The following is a 21,951-nucleotide window of genomic DNA, read 5'->3' as shown; positions in this document are numbered from 1 at the left end:
CCCGCCCGGGGCTCAGCCGCCGCCCGAGCACAACGTGACCCGCACGTCCGCCACCACGGCGCCCTGGTGGTCCACCAGGATGGGGTTGAACTCCGCCTCGTAGATGTCTGGAAAGTCCTGGGCCATCTGCGACATGGTCAGCAGGATGTCCTCAATGGCCTTGAAGGCCACCGGCGGCTCCCCGCGCACCCCGCGCAGCAGGGGATACGACTTGATCTCGCGGATCATCCGGTGCGCGTCGTCCAGGGACAAGGGCGCCAGGCGGAAGCTGATGTCGCGCAGCACCTCCACATACACCCCGCCCAGGCCGAACATGAGCAGCGGGCCGAACTGCGCGTCGCGCTTGAAGCCGACGATGACCTCGCGCGAGCCCTTGGGGGCCATGGCCTGCACCAGGCAGCCGGTGATGTAGGCCTGCTCGCGCAGGCGCCGGGCCCGCGAGGTGATGTCCAAAAAGGCGGCGCGCACGGCGTCCTCGCTGTCCAGCCCGACCTTGACCCCGCCCACGTCGGTCTTGTGCGAAATCTGCGGCGAGGCGATCTTGAGCACCACGGGGAAGCCGATGCGCGCGGCGATGCGCGCGGCCTGGTCCGAGGTGCGGGCCAGCTCGGTGGCGGGCACGGGCAGTTCGTAGGCCCCCAGCAGCTCCTGGGCCTGGAACTCGACGATCTCCACGCAGCCCTCGCCCCGGGCGCGCTCGATGACCCGCGCGGCCCGGGTCTTGTCGCGCCGGTAGCAGACCTCCACGGGCATGGGCCGGGCCTGCCACTCGCGGTAGCGGTACATGGCCTCGATGCTGGCGATGGCCGGCTCGGGGAAGGCGTAGCACGGGATGCCCGCCGCCTGGAGCATGGCCCGGCCCGGGCCCACGCGCCGCCCGCCCATGAAGCAGGCGAACACCGGCTTGGCGCAGCCCCGGGCCACGTCGATGATGGCCTGGGCCGTCTCTTCCACCTGGGCCGAGGCCGTGGGCGTAAGCAGCACGAGCAGCGCGTGGACCATGGGGTCGGCGGCCACGTGCTCCAGGGCCGCGCGGTAGCGGTCGGCCCCGGCGTCGCCGATGATGTCCACGGGGTTGTAGGCCGAGGCGAAGGGCGGCAGGGCGTGCATCAGCGCGTCCACCGTGCGCCCCGACAGCGGGGCCATGAGCAGGCCCGAGCGCTCCACGGCGTCGGCGGCCATGATGCCCGGGCCGCCGGAGTTGGTGACGATGGCCAGGTTCGGCCCCTGGGGCAGGGGCTGGGTGGAGAAGGCCTGGGCCAGGTTGAACAGCGAGGCCACGTCGGCCACGCGGACGACCCCGGCCTGGGCGAAGGCCGCGCCGTAGGCCTGCTCGGACCCGGCCATGGCCCCGGTGTGGCTGGAGGCGGCCTTGGCCCCGGCAGCCGTGGTACCCGACTTGATCATGATCACCGGCTTGTGCGGGGTGACCTCGCGGGCCACGCGCACGAAGCGCTGGCCGTCCTCCACGCTCTCCACGTAGCCGAGCACGACGCGGGTCTGCGGGTCGTGGCTCAGGTAGCGCAGCATGTCGGACTCGTCGAGCACGGCCTTGTTGCCCAGGCTCACGAACTTGGAAAAGCCGATGTTCTCGCCCAGGGCCCAGTCGAGGATGGCGGTGCACAACGCGCCGGACTGGGAAAAAAAGGCCACGGAGCCCGGCGCGGGCTGCCCGGCGGCAAAGGTGGCGTTCAGGCCCGCTGTGGTGTTACACAGCCCGAGGCAGTTCGGGCCCAGCAGGGCCATGGAGTGCCTGCGGGCGACCTCGGCCAGGGCCTGCTCCAGGGCGTAGCCCTCGCGGCCGATCTCCTTGAAGCCTGCGGTGATGACAATGGCCGCCCGGGTGCCGCGCGCGCCCAGCTCCTCGAGCGCGCCGACCACCAGCGCCGGGGGGATGCAGATCACGGCCAGGCCCGGCGCTTCGGGCAGCCCGGCTATGGACGCGACTGCGTCCAGCCCGAGGATGGCGCCGCCCTTCGGGTTGACCGGCCAAATCGTCCCCTGGTATCCGGCCTCAACCAGGTTCTTGACAATGCTGTGGCCGACCTTGCCCGGGCTGCCCGACGCGCCGACAACGGCCACGGAACGCGGCTCGAAAAGCGCCTGGAGTGATGAATCGGGCATGACGGCCTTTTTGCTACGCGGGGAACGGGATGACGCAGAATCTTGACACGTTGCAGAAGGTTATTTCGCATCGGTTTTCCCAAGTCAAGCATTTGGAAACCGCGCTGACCCACAGCTCCTTCGCCAACGAGCACGAGGAGGCGCAGCAGGACAACGAGCGCCTGGAGTTCCTCGGCGATGCGGTGCTGGAGCTGGGGGTCTCGGAAATGCTTTACGAGCGCAGCCCCGAGGCGCCCGAGGGCGAGCTGACGCGCATGCGCGCGCGGCTGGTGAGCGAGCCGGCCCTGGCCGCCCTGGCCCGCGAGCTGGGGCTGGACGAGCTGCTGCGCCTGGGCCGGGGCGAGGAGATGCAGGGCGGCCGCACGCGCGACGCGCTGCTGGCCGACGCCTTCGAGGCCGTGCTGGGGGCGGTGTTTCTGGACGGGGGCTACGAGGCGGCCCGGGCCGCCGTGCGGGGCATCTACGCCAGCCGCCTGCCCGCCCCCGGCGAAACGCGTCGCATCAAGGACGCCAAGAGCCGCCTGCAGGAGCTGACGCAGAAAAGTTTCCGGGAGCGGCCCGTGTACACGCTGCTGGCCAGCAACGGGCCGGACCATGCCAAGGTCTTCGAGGTGGAGCTGACCCTGCCGGACGGCACGCGCCTGCATGCCTCGGGGGCCACGGTGAAGAAGGCCGAGCAGGACGCTGCGGCCAAGGCCCTGGCCCTGCTCTGCGGGGCGGGCGCTTCCCGGGCCGGGGAGGACTGAGCCTCCCCGGTCCGGGCACGTCTTTGGTCTCACGCCGCAGCAGCAACCACAGCAGGGCTATGCGGCATCAACCGCCGCCGCCGATGAGCTGCATGGCCAGCCTGGGGATGGAGTTGGCCTGGGCCAGCATGGCCGTGGCCGCCTGGGTCAGGATCTGGTTACGCACGAATTCCGTCATTTCCCAGGCCACGTCCACATCGGAGATGCGCGACTCGGCGGCCTGGAGGTTCTCGGCCTGGATCTGCAGGTTGGAGATGGTGTTCTCCAGGCGGTTCTGCAGGGCGCCCAGGTTGGCGCGGATCTTGTCCTTGGAGATGATCGCCGCGTCCAGGGCCGCCAGGGCCGCCTGGGCCAGCGACTGGGTGGAGATGCTCATGCCGCCGATGGAGTTCACGCCATCCTCGTCGGCGCCCATGCCCAGGCCGAAGTGCGAGGCCGTGGCGCCGCCGATGGAGATGAAATAGTAGTCTTCGCTGCTGTCGTTGCCCGTGCCGAAGTGGATCTTCATCGGGCCCACGGGCTGCAGGCCGGAGCCGTCGTGGGCGGTGGGAATGCTGCCCGACAGCGTGCCATCCAGCAGGTGGACCTGGTTGAAGTCCGTGGCCCTGGCGATACGGGTGATTTCCGAGGCCATGGCCTGGTATTCGGAGTCGATGATCAGGCGCTGGTCGGAGTTGTAGGTGCCCGTGGCCGCCTGTTCCGCAAGTTCCTTCATGCGGATCAGCTTCTCGTCGATGATCTGCAGCGCGCCGTCGGCGGTCTGGACCATGGAGATGGCGTCGTTGGCGTTACGGATGCCCTGGTGCAGGGTGGCCACGTCCGAGCGCATCAGCTCGCGGATGGCCAGGCCGGCGGCGTCGTCGGCCGCCGTGTCCACGCGCAGTCCCGAAGAGAGCCTCCTGGTCGAGGTGGACAGACGCCCGTAGGTCTGGGTCAGGTTGCGGGCGGCGTTCATCGCCATGAGGTTGTGGTTGATGACCAAAGACATTGCAAAACCTCCTTGTTTTGACTTGCCCAGATTAAGCAACGTCAGTGCCAATTGAACTTTCTTAATCAATTCCTGCTAGTTGCGTTTTAGAAAAAGTCTAAAAACCCCATGATTTCCAGGGGCATGGAGCTTTTTTCCGCCCGGGCGTCGGCTTTTGCACGCCGGGAAAACGTTCCTGCACCTTGACATTGCTTGACAAATCCTTGCCCGGCCCGCCCGGAAGGCACGGGCGCGGCCCCGCAGGCCTAAAGGAACGCGGACAAAGTGCCGATACGATGCTCAGGAAGACCCCAGATGGATCGCAAGCGGGCCTTCCGGGAGGCGGACATGGAAGTCAAGGATGTCATGGGCATCACGGGAGGAGCCGAGGCAGCGCTGTCGGCCACCAGGGCCTACACCCAGGGCTACCGCATCCAGGGCGCCCAGCCCCGGCGCGAGCGGGACTCCGACTCCGGCGCCCCCGGCGCCGCTCAGGGCGAGCCCCAGGCCGCGCTGCTGCGCCTAGCCGAGCCCGTGGAGCGGTTCATGGCCAAGGTCGGGGTGGAGATATCGTTCCACATGCATGAAAAGACCGGGGAAATGCAGGCCGAGGTGCGCGACGCCTCGGGCGAAAAGGTGCTGCGCAAGGTGCCCGCCGACGAGCTGCTGCGCCTGGCGGCGTCCATCCGCGAAATGGGCGAACACTTCCTGAGCAAGGCCCTGTAGCCCCCCGACCCCTGCGGGCGCGCGGCGCCTGCCCCCGCCCCTCCCGGCGGCAAGCCCGGCGCGGCCCGCGCGCCGGGCTTGCGCGCGCCCGAAAAACGGCGTGCCCGGCGGACAAGTCCGCCGGGCACGGTTATGGTGAAGGAGGTCGGTTGTGTGCGAAGTGTGAGCTAGCGCTTCATCTGGATCACCGTCTGGAGCAGGCCGTCCACGGCGGTGACCATTTTCGAGTTGGCCTGGAAACCGCGCTCGGTGGTGATCATCTGCACGAACTCGGCGGCCATGTCCACGTTGGACTGCTCAAGCGAGTTGGAGGAGATGGAGCCGTAGCCGTTGGCGTTGGCCGGGCCTGCGGTGGCCTCGCCGGATTCGCGCGTTTCGGAGAACAGGTTGGACCCGTTGCGTTGCAAGCCCCACTTGTTCACGAAGTCGTACAGGGTGATCTGGAACAGCTCAAGCACCACACCGTTGGAGTAGCGCCCGGTGAGGATGCCGTCGCGGTTCACCGAGACGTTCTGCAGAAATCCGAAGGTGTAGCCGTCCTGCGACTGGAGCTGGGTGGAGCTCGACCCCGAGAAGCTCGTGGTCGCGTTGGCGTTGACGCGGATGTCGGCGAACTCGGGCAGCAGGGTCGGGTCGGTGCCGATGGCCGCCGCGTTGGCCACGGCGCCAACGGCCCAGCCTGCGGCAGTGTTGGCGTTGGTCAGGCCGAAGTTGACGCCGATGTTACGGGCGTTGGATTCCGCAGTGCCGCTGGCCGAGGGCTGGCCGGTAAAGTTGGCCGTGAACACCGGCTGGCCTTTGGTGTTGAACTGGGCCGGGGTCCAGTTGGCCAGGCTGCCCAGGTCGCCGGTGGCGCTGGAGGCCAGGGTGAAAGCCGACATATTCTTGAGCTGGCCCGCCGAGTCGAAGGTCAGGGTGCCGATCATGACCACGCCCGCCACGCCGGAGTTGCGCACGGTCTGGCCGTCGATGACGCGCCCGTCCTCGCTGGGCGGCACGGTGACCATGTACTCCCAGTAGCGCTCGCCCGTGCTGGACACGGAGGCCACCTGGTCGAAGTACACTGTCATGTCGTGGGAGGAACCGCCCTCGTCGTAGACCTTGATGGTGCTCTGGTAGGCGAACTGGGTTTCGCCCAGGGGCGTCTCGTTCTGTCCGTTCCAGACGTTGAACATGCTGAAGAAGGGGTTGGTGGCGTCGGCGACGTTGTCGTTGCCGTCGCGCGAGTCGAGGTTGGTGACCATGGTCACCTGCTCGGTGGCCTTGGGCTTGGCGGTGAAGCCCTCGATGCGCACGTCCGTGGGCAGGCCCGCGCCCTTGATGGCCGAGCTGCCGCTGGTGGCGGTGCTCGATCCGGAGGAGGCCAGGGCGGTGGAGGTCGAGTTGTCGATGGCCCAACCCTGGAGCACGTAGCCGTGCGGGTCCACCAGGTAGCCGTCCTTGTCGAAGCGGAAGTTGCCCGCCCGGGTGTAGTAGGTCGTCTCCTCGCCCTTGACCTTGACGCGGAAGAACCCGCGCCCGCCGATGGCCAGGTCCGTGGCCTCGTTGGTGGTCTCGAAGGCGCCCTGGCTGAAGTCGGCATAGATGGCGCCGATGGCCACGCCGCGCCCGATCTGCCCAACGCCGGCGGCGGTGTTCACGTTCTGGCTGATGAAATCCTCGAAATGCATGGTGGCGCCCTTGAAGCCGACGGTGTTGATGTTGGCGATGTTGTTACCAACAACGCTCATCTTCTCACCATGCGTCTGCAAACCGGACACGCCGGTCCACATGGAAGCTGAAAGACCCATAACCGAACCTCCTGTATCCTGACTTCTGCCGTTGCCTGACCGGCGGGCCCTTCGCCCGGGCCGCCGTGGGTGCTCTTGCCTGCGCGCGCCCCTTCGCCCGGGGCGCGGCCATGAAAACTCCGCTAGTCGGCGCTCTCGCCGCCGGTGTCGCCCGAGCCGCCGGTATTCTCGCCGCCCGGAGCGGCCTGGGTGCCCACAACTTCCTTGACGTACTGGAAGGCCACCGTGCGCCCGTCGGTCATCCGCAGGTAGGTGTAACCTCCGGAGTACTGCACGGCGCTGACCATACCGGCCACCTCGGTCTGGGTGAGGATGGCCGAGCCGTCCTCGCCCTCGGCGGCCATGGCCAGGTAGTAGACGCCCTCGGGCAGGGCCTTGCCCTTCCAGTCCTTGCCGTCCCACTGGAATTCGTGCTCGCCGGCGGCCTGGGCGCCCAGCTCCACGGTGCGCACGATGTTGCCGTTCCGGTCGAAAATGTTCATGTAGACCTTCTCGGCCTTGTCGGCGAGCTTGTAGTACATGGTGCTCACCGAGCCGTCGGCGTGGATGCTCAGGTTGTCGCCCACGGCGCGGATGGTCTTGCCGATGTAGGAAGCGGCGTTGACCATCTCCTGGTGGGCCGTGGTCTCGCCCAGGGAGGCCACGCCCTGGTTGATCTGCGTGAGCTGCTCCAGGCTGGAGAACTGCGCCAGCTCGGAGGTGAACTGCTTGTCGTCCATGGGGTTCAGGGGGTCCTGGTTCTGGAGCTGGACCACGAGCAGCGTCAGGAAGTCCTCCTTGTCGAGCTGGGACTTGCCCGTGAACTTCTCGGTGTTGTAGAGGTCCTTTTCGGCCTTGCCGATGATGTTGCTCGGTTCGTACAGCTGCATGGCGGTCCTCGCAAAATGGGTCGCTAGGCGATGATATCCAGCCCCTGGCGGGCAATTCTTGCCGTGTGCGGCTCATTGTGCATTTCCTGGGCCACGTCCTGGTCCTGCCCGCGCATCTGGCGCAGCAGGCCCTGGCGCCGGGCGGCCTCTTCGCGCTCGCGGGCCTGGTTGTGGTCGCCTGCGGAAAGCCACTGCCCGGGGTTCTGGTCGCCGGAAAGCTGGGTCTGCACTTCCATGCGCCCCACGCGGATGCCCTGCTGCTCGAGCTGCGTGCGCAGCTGGCTCATCTGCTCGGAGAGCATGGTCTGCGCCTCGCGCGTCTCGGCGCGGAACATGGCGCTGACCTCGCCGTCACGTACCGTGAGCACCATGCTCAGCTTGCCCAGCTCGGGCGGGTCCAGGCGCAGCACGAGCTGCTTCTGGTTCTGCCCCAGGGTGCGCAGCAGGCCCGACTCCACCTGGCGCATGGCCCGGGCGGCCAGCTCGCGGTCCAGCCCGGCCAGGGCGTCGCGCCCGGTGGCCTGGGTCAGGCCCGCCACGTCGGCAAGGCGCGCGGCGGCCACGGAGGCCTCGTCCACGCGGGCCTGGGCGGCCCGGGCGCCGTCCTCGGCGCGCACCTTGTCCCACATCTGGCGCCAGGCCGCGTCGGCCCCGTCGCCGGACTTGCCGTCGGACTTGCCGTCGGACTTGCCGCCCGCAGCGCCTTCGCCCTGGGCGGAGGCGCCCCGGCGCAGCGCACCGTCGGCCAGATACCTGCCATCCTGCCCTTCGCGGCCCGAGGCGCCCCGGCCCTCGCGGCCCTCGGTGGCTTCGCGCGGCTCGCGGGCGGCCTCGCCCTGGGCGGCCTGGGCCGCAGGCGCCTGGGCCGCGCGCCGGGCCCGGGCCGCGTTGGGATCGGCCTCAAGGATGCGTTCGGCAGCGCCCTGCTCGCCGGTCTGGTCCGCAGCCCGGCCCTGGGCCTCCTCGCTGCGCTGGCGGCGGCCTTCCTGGGCCAGGACGCGCTGGTTGCGCTCGTCGTTGCCGGGGCGGTTGCCCGCCTGGCGGGCCAGCCCGGCGCGCTCGGCGGCGTCGGTCAGCCCCTTGGCCACGAGGGCGCGCAGGGCCTGGTTGACGTCGGCGTCCACCTGCCGGTCGGCGGCGACCTCGGCGCGCAGCACGGTCATCACCGTGGAGAGCTGGCCGGGGGTCAGCTCGGCGCCGGAGGCCTCGCCCAGCAGGGCCGTGAGCCGGGCCTGGCCGGACTCGGAAAGCTTCATGACCTTGCCCAGGGTCGCCAGCTCGGAGCGTTCCAGGCCCACGGTGGCGCCCTCGGGCAGCTGGGCGAGCTGGGAGCGGATGGCCTCCCAGACCGTGGCCGTGCCTCCGCCCTCCAGGGTGGAGAGCAGCTCGCGCGACCGGGCGGCGGTGAAGCCGATCTTCTGGAACAGGGTCAGCATGTCGCGCGACTCGGCGCCCGACAGGGCCAGGGGCGCGAACTCGCGGCCCAGCTCGGTCATCTTCTGCGACAGCGTGGCCAGGAACTGGCCCCAGGACAGCCCGCCCTGGCTGGAAATGCGCTCGTCCAGGGCCTGCACGTCGGCCTTGGACAGGCCGTAGGCCTTCAGGCCGTCCTGCAGGGCCAGCAGGTCTTCGCGCGTCATGCGCAGGCCGCTCAGTTCGCCCACGCCCGACACGGCGCCGCGCCCGGAGATCAGGGCGCCCAGGTCCACGCCCGAGGCGTTGCGGGAGCTCGCGCCCTGCGCAGCGGCAGCGGTCCGGGCGCGGGTGGCGAAATCGTTGTGCAGCAGCCGCTCCGAGGCCAGGGCCTGGACGCCGGAACGGGCCTTGGCCCACATGCTGCGCACGGCTTCTTCCCGGCCCGGCACGTCGTCCTGCACGGCGGCCAGTTCGTCATCCAGCAGGCTGGCGAACTGGGCGCGGGCGTCCTCTCCCAGGCTGTCCAGACGCGATGACGCGCCACGCCCCAGGGCATTGGCGTCCAGGCCCGAGGATACGGCGTCGGTGTTCAGGAAGGGAAAAAACTGCATGATACGCACTCCTGGCCGCCTTGATTACAAGAGGCGTACCAAAGCAATCATGCAATGATTCCAAGGGGGAGCGGGCGGCGGCGCGCCCGGGGGCAGGCAGAACTTGCCCGCGCGGGCCGGGGCGGAAAGGGCCTGGAAAAGGGACGCTCCGCCAGTCGGCTACGCCCCGGGCCCGCGGGGGTCGGTCACGAGCAGCAGGGCTTCGGCCAGGCCCAGGGCCCGGGCCCAGGCCGGGCGGGCGAAGTCGCCGTTTTCCAGCAGCAGCTGGCACAGGCTGCGCGCGGGCTGCATGGCCGGGGGCGTGCGCAGCCAGAAGTCGGGCGGCAGGGTCCGCCGCGAGCGGGCCAGACCCCGGCCCAGGTCGCGCCCCAGCCGCGCCAGGAAGCGCCGCATGCCCTCGTGCAGGGGCGGGTAGCCTTCGGCCAGGGCCGCGTAGGCCGCCCGGGCCGTCTGCGGGCCCCACAGCCCGTGGTTCCACCCGAAGAACTGGTGCCAGAAACGGCCCAGCAGCTCGCGGGCCGCAGGGACGCCCTCGGGAGCCAAGGGCTGCAAGGCATAGAGCCCCTGCTCCGAACGGGCCGAGCGCAGCAGCTCCAGGTCGGCCAGGGGCCGCCCCGCATAGCGCTCCAGGCGCCCCTCCACGGCCTGGTGGGCCAGAAAGGCCACCTGCCGGGGCAGGAAGCGCTCGCGGCAGGGCACGCCCGGGCGCGAGCACTCCCAGCAGCCCCGGCAGCTCATGCGCGCGCGCAGCACGTGGTGCCGGGGCTGGTAGGGCCCGGTCTCCCAGCAGTTGACGTTGCCCATGGACAGGTTGAGCACCGGCAGGCCCGTCCAGGCCGCCAGATGCATGGGCCCGGTGTCGGGGGTGACCATGAGCCCCAGGGTCTGGCCGATCATCACCAGCTCGGAGAGGCTGGTGGTCCCGCACAGGTTGAGCACCCGCTCCGGAACCTCCCCGGCCACGGCCCGGCCCATGGCCGCCTCGCCCGGGCCGCCCAGCAGCACGGGCCGCAGCCCCCGGGCCAGCAGCTCGCGGGCCAGGGCGGCCCAGAAGGCGGGCTCGGGGCGCTTCTCGGGCTGGCTGGCACCCAGGAACAGGCCGATCTTGCGCCGGGCCACGGCGGTGATGGTGCGCGGCGGCGAATAACCCGTGGCGGCGATCTCCGCCAGGGGAATCACGTCCAGGGCGTTGAGGTCAGCCCAATGGAAGCGGTTGTGGCGGTTGGCGCGCACCAGGGAGGTGCGGTAGAGTTGCCAGTCGCCGCGCACATAGGCCGCCCCGCCCGGGGTGCGCACCGGGCCGTAGACCTCCTCGGCGTCCACGGCCCCGGCCAGCTCCGCCGCGCGCGGATCGTGGCTCAGGTTGATGACCAGATGATAGCGGTGGGCCCGCAGGTGGGCCAGGCTGGCGGCCTCCCAGGGGAAGTAGGTCACCTGGGGGCTCACGGGCAGCAGATGTTCGGAGAACAGCCGCTCGGCCATGGTCCACACCGGGTGGCCGGGGAAGCGGCGCGTGAGCCAGAGCATGAGCGGAAAGGACAGCACCAGGTCGCCCATGCGCTGCATCTGGAGGATGAGGATGGGCGCCTTGCCGGGGTCGCCCTGGGCTCTGTCGGCGGCGTTCATGCCCGCCTCACCCGTACAGCTCGCGCATGGCCCGGAACAGGGCGTCCAGGCGGTGCTCGTAGGTGTGCTCGGCCAGGATGCGCCGCCGGGCGGCGGCCACGATACGCTCGCGCTCGGCGGGGTGGTCCAGGTAATGGCGCACCAGATCGGGCACCTCGGCGGGGTCGCGGAAAAAAGCCACCTCGCGCCCGGGCTCGAAAAGGTTCTCCATCTGCTGGCGGTGGTCGGTGAGCACGAAGGCCCCGGCGGCGGGCACGTCGAACACGCGCTGGTTCACCGCGCCCTTCATCTGCTGGCTGGTGCAGTTGAAGTTGACCTCCGACAGGGCGTAGAACAGGGGCAATTCCTCGTAATAGTTCAATTCCTTGTGCCAGCGCCAAGTCCGGCCAGCCCCGGGGAAGGTCCGCAGCCAGCCCCGGTCCCCGGCGATGAGCGGGTCAAAACCCAGGATGCCCTCGATGCAGCCCTTGCGGTACTGACGCGTGGCCTCCCAGGTGATCATCGTCTCGTAGCACAGGCGGCGCTCGTTGGTCTCGAAGGCGTCGAACACGGCGGCCAGGTCCGGGTGGGCCCGGCGCAAAAACGCGCTCACCGAGCGCTCCCGCCCGGCGCGGAACCCGGCGGCCACGGCCTTGTACGTGCGCAGCAGCTCGCGCGGGAAGCGCCCGGCCTTCATGCGCTTGCCGACCTTGGTGGTCATGGAGTTGCCCACGAAGGAGACCCGCGAGCGCCAGGGATGGCGCGCGGGCGGCGCGGCCACGGGCACGAAACGCGTGGCGTCCGTGGCCAGGGGCAGGTAGCGCACATGGGGGAACCCGCGCTCGGCCAAGCTGGCGAGGTTGTCCGTGTCCCAGGTGAAGATGGCCGTCCAGGGGCTTTGCAGCTTGTTGTAGAGGTAGAGGATCAGGTGCGGGTTGTCCACGAACCAGGAGGCCAGGGGGATGCGCAGGCGCTCCAGCAGGTCCACCAGCACCCCTTCGCGGTCCACGCCCAGGTGGTTGATGGTGAACACGAAATCGGGCCGGAAGGTGACGATCTCGTGCAGCAGGCGCTCCACGAACTCGGCGCGGCCCGTCTCGCGGGCGCCGATGTTCACGAAGCGGTGCGGCGCGCCCAGGCGCTCGCTGGCGCGCACCAGCTCGCCCAGCAGGAAATAGTCGCTGGTCAGGTAGAGCACGCGCGGAGGCCAGGAGGTGAACTTCGGATAATGGGCCCGGGCCCAGAAGTCGGCCTTGCGGCTGGCGGCGAGGGCCTGCTCCAGGGCGCCGTAGTAGGCGCGGTCGATGCGCCGGTACACGGGCAGGGCCAGGGGCGCGAAGGGCTTGCCGCCGTGCTCCATCTGCCAGCGCGAAAGCGCGCGCAGGGCGGCCTCGGGGCTCGGCTCGTCCACCCACAGCACGCGGGGGTCGGCGCCCGGGCCCCGGCGCACGCCGGTCAGCTCCAGGATGGGCGCCTCGCGGTCCACCACGGCCACGGGCCCGGCCCAGGCCGCGAGCACCCGGGCCAGGGCCGCGCCCAGGCCCGAGCCCAGCAGCACGGGCAGCCGCCCGGCCCCGGGGTCGAACTCTTCCACCGCGCGCAGCTCCATGGCCTGCCCGGCGCCGCCCAGCAGCGGCCAGGTGCGGTCCCCGAAGTCCAGCAGCACGTCGGCCAGGGCCCCGCCGTCCGCAGTCAGGGGGCGGGCGGCGTAGGGGCGCCGGGCCGGGTCGTCGGATCGCGCGTTCACCTCACCAGGTCTCCGTGTCGGGCCGGTGGAGCATGAACTCCACGCGGCGGTTGCGCTCGCGGTCCTCGGGGCGGTCGTTGGGCACCAGGGGCCGGGTGCCCGCGTAGCCCACGGCCTTCATGCGCCGGGGGTCGATGCCGCCCTCTTCCACCAGATAGCGCAGGGTGGCCGCCGCCCGGGCGGCGGACAGCTCCCAGTTGGACGCAAAGGGCCCCGCGCCCGCCGCCGCCTCCTGGTCGTCGGTATGTCCGCGAATCACGCAGTTGAAATTGTACTCCTTGAGCACCTTGAGCACATGGGCCAGCAGGCGCGGGGCATCGGGCCGCAGGGTCGCTCCGCCGGGCTCGAACAGGGCCGCCGATTCCACGCGCACCAGGGCCCCCTCGCGCTCGGCGCTGACGCCCACCGAGCGCTTGAGCTCCTCCTCCTGCTCCAGCAGTGCGCGCAGCTGCATGGTCAGGTCGAGCACGGCCTTCTGTTCGCGGTCGAGCTTCACGCCCTGGCGCTCCAGGCGCGTGGGCGAATAGGCCGCGAAGGTCGCCTCGGGCCGCTCGGTCTGCACGCCGAAGGCGTTCTGGATGGAGCCCATGAGCGTGCGGAAGTTCATGATGTCCATGTTGGCGAAGGACAAGAGCAGCACGAAGAAGCAGAGCAGCAGGGTGACCATGTCCGCGAAGGTGGCCATCCAGGGCGGCAGACCCTCCTCCGGCGGCGGCGCCTCCAGGGGCTTCTTGACGTAGGGCGCGCCGGCCATGGCCTAGCCCTTGGCCTCGCGCAGGGCGGGCGCGAGGAAGGCCAGCAGCTTCTCGCGCACGATGGTCGGGTGCTCGCCGTGCATGAGGGACACCACGCCCTCCATGGCGATCTCCATGTACAGGGTCTCCTCGGCGCTGCGCTCCTCCAGCTTCTTGGCCATGGGCAAAAAGATCACGTTGGCCAGCACGGCGCCGTAGAAGGTCGTCAGCAGGGCCACGGCCATGGCCGGGCCGATGGAACTCGGGTCGTCCAGGTTCTGGAGCATCTGCACCAGCCCGACCAGGGTGCCGATCATGCCCATGGCCGGGGCCATGGTGCCCATGCCCTTGAACACGCCCTGGCCCTGGAAATGGCGCCGCCTCATGAAGGAAATCTCGGTGTCGAGCACGGCGCGCACCAGGCCCTCCTCGGTGCCGTCGGCCACGAGCTGCACGCCCTTCTTGATGAACGGGTCGTCCACCTGGACCTTTTCCAGGGCCACCAGGGACTCCTTGCGGGCCTTCTCGGCCAGGGAGACCATGAGGTCGATGAGCGCGGAGGCGTCGCGGCCCTTGGCAAAGAAGGCCTTCATGCCCACCTTGAACGAGCGCAGCACCACGCCCGCCGGGAACATGATGAAGGCGATGGCCACGGTGCCGCCCATGACCATGAGCACCGAGGGCACGTCGAAGAATCCGCCAAGATTGCCGCCGTAGGCGATGGACCCGAAGATCAGGCCCAGCCCGGCAAGCATGCCGACAAGGGTTCCGATATCCATACGCGGGCTACTTCTTCAGGGCGGGTTTGCCGACCACCACCTCGTGGTCAGCATAGGTGAAAAAGACGTTTTCCATGAGGTCGTCCACGGTGTAGCAGGCCTCGCCGATGCAGACCTCCACCCCGGGGTGGACCTTGCCCGGCACCACCACGCGGCAGGCCTCCAGGTTCTCCACGGCGCGGATGCCCTGCCACAGCTCGCGGTGCCGCTCGCGGAACTTGGCCAGGCGTTCTTCCAGCAGGGCGGCCTTGGGCGCCAGCTCGGCGCGCAGGTGGGGGTGCTTGGCCGCCAGGGCGCGGGTTTCCTCCAGGCGGGCCAGGGTTTCGGCCACCTTGGCCTCCACCAGGTGCGAGCGGTTGAGCAGCATGGCGTCGTAGCCCAGGATGAGCACCGTCTCGGCGCCCATGCCCCCGCCCAGCTGCCCGCCCACGTAAATGATCCGGGTGCACACGGCCTTGCCGCCCACCAGGCGGCCCTTCACCGCCAGCTGCTCCCCGGCGTAGACGTCGCAGTGCATGCACGGCCCGTCGATGAGCATCCGCCCCCCGGCCAGGAGCATGGCGTTTTCGGCAAAGGGCACGCGGAAGTTGGCCCCGGCCTTGATGGTCGCCTTGCCCCCGCCCTTGACGCCGCCCTCGGCCTGGAAGGACTCGCGCGCGCGGATCAGCGCGCCTTCCACGGTCTGGCGCACCAGCACGTTCTGGCCCTGGACCTGGAAGCCCGCGCGCACGCTGCCGTGGACGACCACATTGCCCAGAAAGGAGATGTTGCCGGTGTGGAAGTCCACGTCGCGGCGCACGTTGAGGGTCTTCTTCACCGTGATGCGCCCGTCGAGGTAGAACACGTAGCCCGCCTCGGCGGCCAGCAGCTCGTCGGGCCGCGCGGGGTCGATCATGGTGTTGTTCCCGGCGGGGAAGACCTTTTCCTCGTGGGCCCGGGTGCTCCAGGGGTCGGGCTCGGCCCCGGCCTCGGGCACCGGGGGCGCGTCCACCCACCGGGCCAGCACCTGCCCGCGCTCGACGTTCTGCACATAGCCCCGGTTGTAATGGTCCACGCTGCCGTCGGCCAGTTCGCGGGGCCGCAGGTCGGTGTAGTCGAAGCCCGGGTCGAAGAAGTGCCTCAGATAATAGGGCATGCACCGTCCTTCGCCGGGGCGCGCACGGCCAGGCTGGCCGGGCGCGCGCTCCCGGAACAGTACACCGCCATACGTTGCCCGGCGGTCAAATTCAAGTGCCTTTTGGGCCCGGCGCGGCGCGGCGATCCCCGTGGCGGGCCGCGCCGGGCGCCGCGCGGCCCCGTCAGCCCTGCCCGGCGCTGTCCAGCAGGATGGTCACCGGGCCCCAGTTGACCAGGGCCACATTCATGGACGCGCCGAACTCGCCCTGGGCCACCTTGCCGGGCAGGCGCGCGCCCATGTCCGCAACCAGACGGTCGAACAGGGGCCGGGCCACGTCCGGCTCGGCGGCCAGGTGGAAGGACGGCCTGCGGCCCTTGCCCAGGTCGGCGTACAGGGTGAACTGCGGCACCAGCAAAAGCTCGCCGCCCCACTCGGCCAGGGAGAGCTTCATGCGGTCCTCGGGGTCGGGGAAGACGCGCAGCTCGGCCAGCCGGGCCAGGGTCCGCTCCCAGGCCGGGGTGCCGGGCAGGTCCGGCCCGTCCTCGCGCGAGAAGCCCACCAGGGCCAGCAGCCCCACGCCGATGGCCCCCACGCTGCGTCCGCCCACCGTGACCCGCGCCTCGCGCACCCGCTGGAGCAGCACCCTCACGGCGCCACCTCGAAATAGGTCGCCGACTGGCCCGGCTTCTCCGCCACGGTGACACCGACCACCTCGACCCCGCTGCCCGCCAGCCGCGCCGCCAGCTCGCCGTAAAGGAAGCGCGCGATGTTCTCCGAGGAGGGGTTACGCTCGGCAAAGCAGGCCACCTCGTTCAGGTGGCGGTGGTCCAGGGCGGCCAGGGCGTCCTTGAGGTGCCCGCGCAGGACCTTGAAATCCATCAGTAATTCCGTATCCTGGCTCAGGGTGTCGCCCTGCACCTCGGCCACCACGCCGAAGTTGTGGCCGTGCATCCGCTCGCACTTGCCCTCGTAGTGCCGCAACTGGTGCGAGGCCGAGAACTCCTCGCTCACGGACAGGCGCCACCTGCCCCTGCGTTCCTGCGTCATGGTCCTTCCCCGGGCCTGGGCCCGCTTTTTGGCTGTTGCGCCCCGGGCCTGTGCCTACAGGGCCTCGATTTCCTTCCACAACTCCCGGCAGGGCGTGACCCGGTAGCGCGGGCCCAGGGCCAGCTTGCACTCGAAGCCCTCGGCGTGCAGCCACATCTGGACCTCGGTCTTGCCGGGAAAGCGCGCCAGGGCGTCCTTGAGGCGGTCCATGCCCGGCCCGGCAAGCTGCTCCGCGCGCAGGCAGAGCACCACGGGCAGGGTGTTGGCCGACAGGGCGTCGGCCAAGGCCTGGACCTTTTCGGCCACGAGCCGGGCGCGCTTGGGCCCGCCCTCCTCGCCCGGCCCCTCGCGGTCGCTGACCCGGGCCTCCAGCAGCAGCGGCTGGTCGGAGGTGAACAGTTCCTTCATCTCGGCCCAGGAGTCCGGGAACACCGCGCACTCCCCGCCGCCCACCAGGTCCTCGACCTCCAGGAAGGCCATCTTGCCGCCCTTCTTGGTGATGATCTCCTTGACCCCGGTGACGATGACCGCCGTGCGCACCGCCGCACCGCCGGGGTAGTCCGCCGCGTCCTGCAGGTCCACCAGGTTCATGCGCCGGATCTCGTGGCGGAAGGTCAGCAGCGGGTGGCTGGAGAGGAAGAAGCCCAGGGCCTCTTTCTCCTGGCGCAGGCGCTCGTCGTCGGGCCATTCTCCCAGGGCCGGGCCGTCCTGGGGCAGGCCGGTGCCGGGCAGGCTGGGCACGTCCATGCCCACCACGCCCATGAGCGACATCTGGCCGCTCTCGCGGTCCTTGGCGCGCTTCTGGGCCGTGGCCACCACGCGGTCCAGGGCGTCGGCCAGCTCGGCGCGCGGCACGCCGAAGCAGTCCATGCTGCCGCTCTTGATCAGGTTCTCCAGCACGCGCTTGGTGACCTTGCGCAGGTTCACGCGCTCGGCCAGGTCCAGGAGGCTCTTGTACGCCCCGCCCTGAGCCCGAGCGTCCACGATCTCGCGGATGGCCTCCTCGCCCACGTTCTTGACCCCGGCCAGGCCGAAGATGATCTGGCCCTGGGCAGGCACGGTGAAGTGGCTCTGGGAGCGGTTCACGTCCGGCGGCAGGACGGTGATGTCCATGTCGCGGCAGGCGTTCAGGTACTTGAGCAGCTTGTCGGTGTTGCCCACTTCCGAGGTGATCATGGCGGCCATGAACTCGGTGGGGTAATGGGTCTTCAGGTAGGCCGTGTAGTAGGAGATCAGCGCGTAGGCCGCCGAGTGCGACTTGTTGAAGCCGTAGGCCGCGAACATCTCCATGAGGTCGAATATTTCCTTGGCCTTCTCCTGGGACACGCCCTTTTTCAGCGCGCCCTCGTAGAACACGGCGCGCTGCTCGGCCATGGCCTCGGCGATCTTCTTGCCCATGGCCCGGCGCAACAGGTCCGCCCCGCCCAGGGTGTAGCCTGCGGCCACCTGGGCGATCTTCATCACCTGCTCCTGGTAGACGATGACGCCGTAGGTGTCGCGCAGCACTGGTTCCAGCTCGGGCAGGGGGTAGACCACCGGCACCTCGCCGTGCTTGCGGCGGATGAACTCGTCCACCATGCCCGAGCCCAGGGGCCCCGGGCGGTACAGGGCCAGCATGGCGATGATGTCGTCGAAGCACGAGGGCCGGAGCATGCGCAGGTACTTGCGCATCCCGTCGGACTCGACCTGGAAGATGCCGTCGGTGTCGCCGCGCGAGTAGAGGTCGTAGGTCGGCTGGTCGTCCAGGGGCAGGGTGTCCAGGTCGGGCACGGGGCCGCCCCGCTCGCCGATGATGTCCAGGGTGTCCTGGATCACCGTCATGGTCCGCAGGCCCAGGAAGTCGAACTTCACCAGCCCGATCTTCTCGACGTATTTCATGTCGTACTGGGTGACGACCTCGCCCTTCTTGCCCCGGTACAGCGGCAAAAACTCGTTCATCGGCCCCGGCGAGATGACCACGCCCGCCGCGTGGGTCGATGCGTGGCGGTGCATGCCCTCCAGGCGCTGGGAAATGTCGAGCAGCCGGGCCACGCGCGGGTCCTCGCCCTGCATGCGCACCAGCTCGGGCTCCAGCTCCAGGGCCTTTTTGATGGTCATCTTCAGGTCTTCGGGGATCAGCTTGGCGATCTTGTCCGTCTCGGCGAAGGTCAGGCCCAGGGCGCGGCCCACGTCGCGCACCACGGCCTTGGCCTTCATGGTCCCGAAGGTGGTGATCTGGGCCACGGAATCTTCGCCGTACTTCTGGGCCGTGTAGCGGATGACCTCGCCCCGGCGGCGCTCGCAGAAGTCCACGTCGATATCCGGCATGGAGATGCGCTCGATGTTCAAAAAACGCTCGAACAGCAGGTTGTACGGGATGGGGTCCAGGTTGGTGATGCGCAGGGCGTAGGCCACCAGGGAGCCTGCCGCCGAGCCGCGCCCGGGGCCCACGGGAATCCCGTTGCGCTTGGCCCAGTTGATGAAGTCCTGGACGATGAGGAAATAGCCGGGGAAGTCCATCTGGCAGATGACGTCCAGCTCCATTTCCAGGCGTTCCCAGTAGAGCTTTTCGTCCACCGCGTAGGGCATGGCCGCCAGGCGCTCGCGCAGGCCCTGGCGCGCCAGGTCGCGCATCTCGTCGCCCAGGCTCTTGCCCTCGTCCACCTTGTAGACCGGGAAGAAGTACCGGCCCATGGGGATTTCCACGTTGCACTGCTCGGCGATGCGCACCGTGTTGTCCAGGGCCTCAGGGCAGTCGGGGAACGCCCGGCGCATCTCCTGGGGCGGGCGGAAGTAGAGCTTGTCCGAATCCACGCGGAAGCGCTTCTCGTCGTCCACGCAGGCGTTGGTCTGCACGCAGAGCAGGATGTCGTGGGCCTTGGCGTCGGCGGCGGTCAGGTAGTGGCAGTCGTTGGTGGCCACCAGGGGCAGCTTGGCGTGGGCGGCCAGCTCGCGCAGCAGCACGTTGGCCCGGTCCTGATCGGCGATGCCGTTGGCCTGGATCTCGATGTAGAAGCGCCCGGGGAAGATGGCCTCGTAGAGCCGGGCCACGCGCAGGCCCTCGTCCATGCCCCGGTCCACCACAGCGCGCACCACCTCGCCCTGCAGGCAGGCCGACAGGGCGATGATGCCCTCGCTGTGGCGCGCCAGGAATTCGCGGCTCACCCGGGGCTTGTAGTAGAAGCCCTCCATGTAGCCTTCGGTGACGATCTTGGCGAGGTTGCGGTAGCCCGTCAGGTTCTGCGCCAGCAGCACCAGATGGTAGCGGCGCATGGCCCCGGGGCCTTCCTTCACGCGGTGGTCGCCGTCGGAGACGTAGATCTCCGAACCGATGACGGGCTTGACGCCGAACTCCTTGGCCGTGGTGAAAAACTTGGCCGCGCCGTACATGCTGCCGTGGTCGGTGATGGCGGCGGCGGGCAGGCCGAATTCCACGGTCTTGGCGCACAGGTCCTTCAGGCGGATGGCGCCGTCCAGCAGGCTGAACTCCGTGTGGCAGTGCAGATGGACGAAATCGGACATGGCGGACGGGCCCCGGTTGGTGACTGGTGGAATTGCGCGCCCGGGGATGCGGGCGCGTCGGGGGGCACTGTAGCAGCAAACGGCCCGGGGCAAAACCCCAAGGACGGGCACTGCCGGAGCGGGCCCGGCGCGGGGTTCGGCAGGCCGCCCCGGCCCGGGCCGCCCCGGCGGGGTCCGGGGGCAGGCCCGGAAAGTCCACGGCGCGGCGCGGGGTCCGGCCCGGCCTCAGTTCTCCAGGCGCGCCCGCTGGCTGTAGTAGGCCGTGCCGCCGCCCAGGTCGCATTCCCGGGGTTCGATCACGGCGTTGAAGCAGCGCCCGTGGCGCAGCCAGCCGCCCCGGCGCCCGACGATGGCCTGCGGGTGCACCCCGGGATCCAGGCCCAGGCTCACGGCCATGCGCCCCGCCGCCGTGGCCAGGAACACCGGGCGGTCCAGGTCCAGCCCCGGCAGGCAGGGGTTGTCCGGCGACACCATGACCCGCGGCGGGCCGGGCGCCTCGTCGGGCGGGCGCTGGGAGTGGATAAAGTCGCGGTGGACCAGGGTCAGCAGGGCACAGGGCCAGTCGGGGTCCGGCCCGGGCTCGGGGTGCAGCGCCAGGGGCAGGCGGCACCTGCCGTCGGGGTGGGCGAAACGCATGCCCTCGAAGGCCACCTCGGGCCAGCGGGCGGGCATGAAGCCCCGGGCGCGCAGCTCGGCCATGGTGAAGGGCGTGGCCGGGCCGGACAGTGCCGTGCGCAAGCACTCCTCGGCGTCCGGCAGCTCCACGGGCTCGCGCAGCATCCGCCCCAGCTCGCTCACGAACTCGAAATCCGCGCGGGCCTCCCCGGGCGGGTCCTGCACCTTGGCCGCGTGGTTGACCACGCTGTGCAGGCACGAGGCGGCCAGGTCCTCGCGCTCGGTCATCAGCGCGCAGGGCAGGATCAGGTCGGCCTGCGCGGCGGTGTCGGTCATGAACGCCTCCACCACCACGGTGAAGGGGCAGCGGCGCATGGCCTGGGCCAGGGTCTGGCCGTCGGGCAGCTGGGCCACGGGGTTCATGCCGTCGATCCACAGCAGCTCCACGGGCGGGTCGGCGTCCAGCAGGGCGCGGCCCAGGGCGTGCAGCGGCAGCAGCCGGGGCCGGGGCCCGGCCCCGCGCCCGGCCCAGGCCGTGAAGTTGCGGCCCGAGGAGATGTTGAAATACACCCCGCCCCCCCGGCGGCCCACGTTGCCCGAGAGCACGGCCAGGGCGTCGATGAAGCGCACGTTCTCGCCGCCGTGCAGGTAGCGCTGCACGCCCCAGCCGATGAGCGTGGCCGTGGGCCCGTCGGCGATGTAGCAGGCCAGCAGTTCGGCGAATTCGGCGGGGCCCACGCCGCAGGCGTCCAGCAGGGCCGCCGTGTCGTGCCCGGCCAGCAGGGCCCCGAAGGCCTCCAGCCCGGCCACGGCCTCGCGCACCTGCGGGTCCACCCCGCGCTCCAGCAGCGCCTTGCACGCGGCGGCGGCCAGGAAGCGGTCGCACCCCGGGCGCACGCGCAAAACGCGGTCGGAGAACTCGGCGCAGCCGTCCCCGCCCGGGGACAGCGAGAGCACCCGCGCGCCCTGCTTGCGTGCCTGCCGGACCAGGGCCAGCTGGTGCACCGAGCAGCGCGTCAGGTCGCGGCCCCAGTTGACGATGCGCGCGGCGTGCAGCAGGTCCTGGGGGTCGTTGTGGTCCAGGGCGCCGAAGTCCTGGATGCTGGCGGCGATGCCCGCCTCGTCGCAGGGCGAGCCGCTGGTGCCCGTGGCTCCGAGCACCGCGAACAGGTGGCGCGAGGCCTGGGCCAGCACCCCGCGCAGGGCCCCGCCCTTGACGTGGGCCATGCGCTCGGGCGTGGCGCGCAGGGCGTCGATGCGCCCGGCCACCAGCTCCAGGGCCCGGCCCCAGGGCACGGGCACGAAGCCCTCACCCTGGCGCAACAGCGGGCTGGTGATGCGCGCGGGGTGCGCCAGCCGCTCGGGGTACTTGGCGGTCTTGGCGCAGATGAAGCCCTGGGTGAAGGGGTGCTCCGGGTTGCCCCGGATGCGCACCCCGCCCTCGCCGTCGGTCTCCACCACGAAGGAGCACCCGTCCGGGCAGTCCAGCATGCAGGCGGACACGGTTCTGGTCTTGACGCTGCTCATGCCCGCGACGCTACCCCAACCCCGCCCGGG

Annotated in this window: 16 protein-coding genes; 2 read left to right on the top strand and 14 right to left on the bottom strand. The window is 70.2% G+C overall.

What is annotated here, in order from left to right; all coding sequences use genetic code 11:
• Positions 1 to 12: 12 nt before the first annotated feature.
• Positions 13 to 2,124: an acetate--CoA ligase family protein gene (locus G495_RS0100655; RefSeq protein WP_028586218.1), complete on the bottom strand. Its 2,112-nt coding sequence runs from the start codon at positions 2,122 to 2,124 to the stop codon at positions 13 to 15.
• A gap of 29 nt (positions 2,125 to 2,153) precedes the next feature.
• On the opposite strand from G495_RS0100655, the gene rnc reads away from it, so the two are divergent.
• Positions 2,154 to 2,870 (top strand): ribonuclease III, encoded by a 717-nt coding sequence (gene rnc / locus G495_RS0100650; RefSeq protein WP_028586217.1) that lies wholly within the window; start codon positions 2,154 to 2,156, stop codon positions 2,868 to 2,870.
• A gap of 67 nt (positions 2,871 to 2,937) precedes the next feature.
• On the opposite strand, the gene G495_RS0100645 is transcribed toward rnc, so the two are convergent.
• Complete coding sequence (locus G495_RS0100645) at positions 2,938 to 3,858, bottom strand: flagellin N-terminal helical domain-containing protein (RefSeq protein ID WP_028586216.1); 921 nt, start codon at positions 3,856 to 3,858, stop codon at positions 2,938 to 2,940.
• A gap of 327 nt (positions 3,859 to 4,185) precedes the next feature.
• Between G495_RS0100645 and G495_RS16855 the strand changes: the two genes are divergently transcribed.
• Positions 4,186 to 4,563: a flagellar protein FlaG gene (locus G495_RS16855; protein WP_169734335.1), complete on the top strand. Its 378-nt coding sequence runs from the start codon at positions 4,186 to 4,188 to the stop codon at positions 4,561 to 4,563.
• A 167-nt stretch (positions 4,564 to 4,730) separates the two neighbouring features.
• On the opposite strand, the gene G495_RS0100635 is transcribed toward G495_RS16855, so the two are convergent.
• The 12 genes from G495_RS0100635 to G495_RS0100580 all read right to left on the bottom strand — a co-directional run bounded on the left by G495_RS0100635 (position 4,731) and on the right by G495_RS0100580 (position 21,921).
• Entirely contained in the window at positions 4,731 to 6,353 is a 1,623-nt protein-coding gene (locus G495_RS0100635) for a flagellar hook protein FlgE (RefSeq protein WP_028586215.1), read from the bottom strand.
• A gap of 122 nt (positions 6,354 to 6,475) precedes the next feature.
• A complete protein-coding gene (locus G495_RS0100630; protein WP_028586214.1) occupies positions 6,476 to 7,222 on the bottom strand; it encodes a flagellar hook assembly protein FlgD in 747 nt (248 codons plus the stop codon).
• A 23-nt stretch (positions 7,223 to 7,245) separates the two neighbouring features.
• Positions 7,246 to 9,249, bottom strand: a complete 2,004-nt coding sequence (locus tag G495_RS0100625; RefSeq protein WP_028586213.1) for a flagellar hook-length control protein FliK — start codon at positions 9,247 to 9,249, stop codon at positions 7,246 to 7,248.
• 159 nt (positions 9,250 to 9,408) lie between these two features.
• Positions 9,409 to 10,875 carry a glycosyltransferase family 9 protein gene (locus G495_RS0100620; RefSeq protein ID WP_051444919.1) on the bottom strand — a complete coding sequence of 489 codons (1,467 nt, stop codon included), beginning with the start codon at positions 10,873 to 10,875 and terminating at the stop codon, positions 9,409 to 9,411.
• Positions 10,876 to 10,882: 7 nt separating this feature from the next.
• Positions 10,883 to 12,601, bottom strand: a complete 1,719-nt coding sequence (locus tag G495_RS0100615; protein WP_425387584.1) for a CgeB family protein — start codon at positions 12,599 to 12,601, stop codon at positions 10,883 to 10,885.
• A 1-nt stretch (position 12,602) separates the two neighbouring features.
• Complete coding sequence (locus G495_RS0100610) at positions 12,603 to 13,355, bottom strand: OmpA/MotB family protein (protein ID WP_028586210.1); 753 nt, start codon at positions 13,353 to 13,355, stop codon at positions 12,603 to 12,605.
• 3 nt (positions 13,356 to 13,358) lie between these two features.
• The gene (locus G495_RS0100605) at positions 13,359 to 14,114 is read right to left on the bottom strand and encodes a motility protein A (RefSeq protein WP_028586209.1); all 756 of its coding nucleotides are present in this window, start codon (positions 14,112 to 14,114) and stop codon (positions 13,359 to 13,361) included.
• Between the two features lie 7 nt (positions 14,115 to 14,121).
• On the bottom strand, positions 14,122 to 15,249 hold the full coding sequence (locus tag G495_RS0100600) for a flagellar assembly protein A (protein WP_028586208.1): 1,128 nt from the start codon (positions 15,247 to 15,249) through the stop codon (positions 14,122 to 14,124).
• A 163-nt stretch (positions 15,250 to 15,412) separates the two neighbouring features.
• Positions 15,413 to 15,880, bottom strand: coding sequence for a D-aminoacyl-tRNA deacylase (dtd, locus tag G495_RS0100595; RefSeq protein WP_028586207.1), 468 nt, complete (start codon positions 15,878 to 15,880; stop codon positions 15,413 to 15,415).
• The gene (locus tag G495_RS0100590; protein WP_028586206.1) at positions 15,877 to 16,278 is read right to left on the bottom strand and encodes a 6-pyruvoyl trahydropterin synthase family protein; all 402 of its coding nucleotides are present in this window, start codon (positions 16,276 to 16,278) and stop codon (positions 15,877 to 15,879) included. The genes dtd and G495_RS0100590 overlap by 4 nt, the downstream gene beginning before the upstream one ends.
• A gap of 54 nt (positions 16,279 to 16,332) precedes the next feature.
• Positions 16,333 to 19,779 carry a DNA polymerase III subunit alpha gene (dnaE, locus tag G495_RS0100585; RefSeq protein WP_028586205.1) on the bottom strand — a complete coding sequence of 1,149 codons (3,447 nt, stop codon included), beginning with the start codon at positions 19,777 to 19,779 and terminating at the stop codon, positions 16,333 to 16,335.
• Between the two features lie 225 nt (positions 19,780 to 20,004).
• Positions 20,005 to 21,921, bottom strand: a complete 1,917-nt coding sequence (locus G495_RS0100580) for a molybdopterin-dependent oxidoreductase (protein ID WP_028586204.1) — start codon at positions 21,919 to 21,921, stop codon at positions 20,005 to 20,007.
• Between the last annotated feature and the right edge of the window lie 30 nt (positions 21,922 to 21,951).

The sequence above is a fragment of the Desulfocurvus vexinensis DSM 17965 genome, from assembly GCF_000519125.1.
In the GTDB taxonomy this organism is placed as follows: Bacteria; Desulfobacterota; Desulfovibrionia; order Desulfovibrionales; family Desulfovibrionaceae; genus Desulfocurvus; species Desulfocurvus vexinensis.
The sequence above is the reverse complement of the archived record's forward strand: the minus strand, read 5'-3'. Positions and strand labels throughout refer to the sequence as shown.